The organism is Lysobacter daejeonensis GH1-9 (assembly GCF_000768355.1).
In the GTDB taxonomy this organism is placed as follows: Bacteria; Pseudomonadota; Gammaproteobacteria; order Xanthomonadales; family Xanthomonadaceae; genus Aerolutibacter; species Aerolutibacter daejeonensis.
Genome location: NZ_AVPU01000086.1, coordinates 1 through 474 on the forward strand (window position 1 = coordinate 1; position 474 = coordinate 474).

The 474-nt window shown below is 58.9% G+C and carries 1 protein-coding gene; it reads left to right on the top strand.

The features are described 5' to 3' along the window. On the top strand, positions 1-443 hold a 443-nt coding region (locus N800_RS16395; RefSeq protein WP_036140586.1), incomplete at its 5' end, for a hypothetical protein. Positions 444-474 lie beyond the last annotated feature (31 nt).

The window sequence follows — 474 nt, forward strand, 5'->3', positions numbered from 1 at the left end:
CGCGGCTCGGCTTAATTCATGCGTTAGCCATCATGCGAAGAGCCCTCGCCGCCATAGCAATCTTCGTCGGACTCGCCGCGGGAGCTGCCGAGCCTCCTGTCCCACCCATCAATGTCCATGGCGACTTTGACGGCGATGGGGCTGTGGACACTGCCTCCCTCGTTCAACACACACGGCAAGTAGTTCTGACCATTCGCCGGGCGTCCGCACCAACCCATGACACCTTTACTTTCCGAGTTGACCCGGCGGCTCAAGATGCCATCTGTACCCTTCCGGCCAAGCTGAGCACTTCGCCTTCGTTCTGCACGCCCATGGATGAGCCGTTGCCCGGTTGCGAGGAGCTCCCCGGGAAAGTCGACATCTCCATAAGCGATGACGCGTGTGACGCGATACATTTGTATTGGGACAAGCGGGAACAGCGCATGGCTTGGTGGCGCTTGTGATGGCTAACAGTTCATTCAAGTCGAAGCTGCT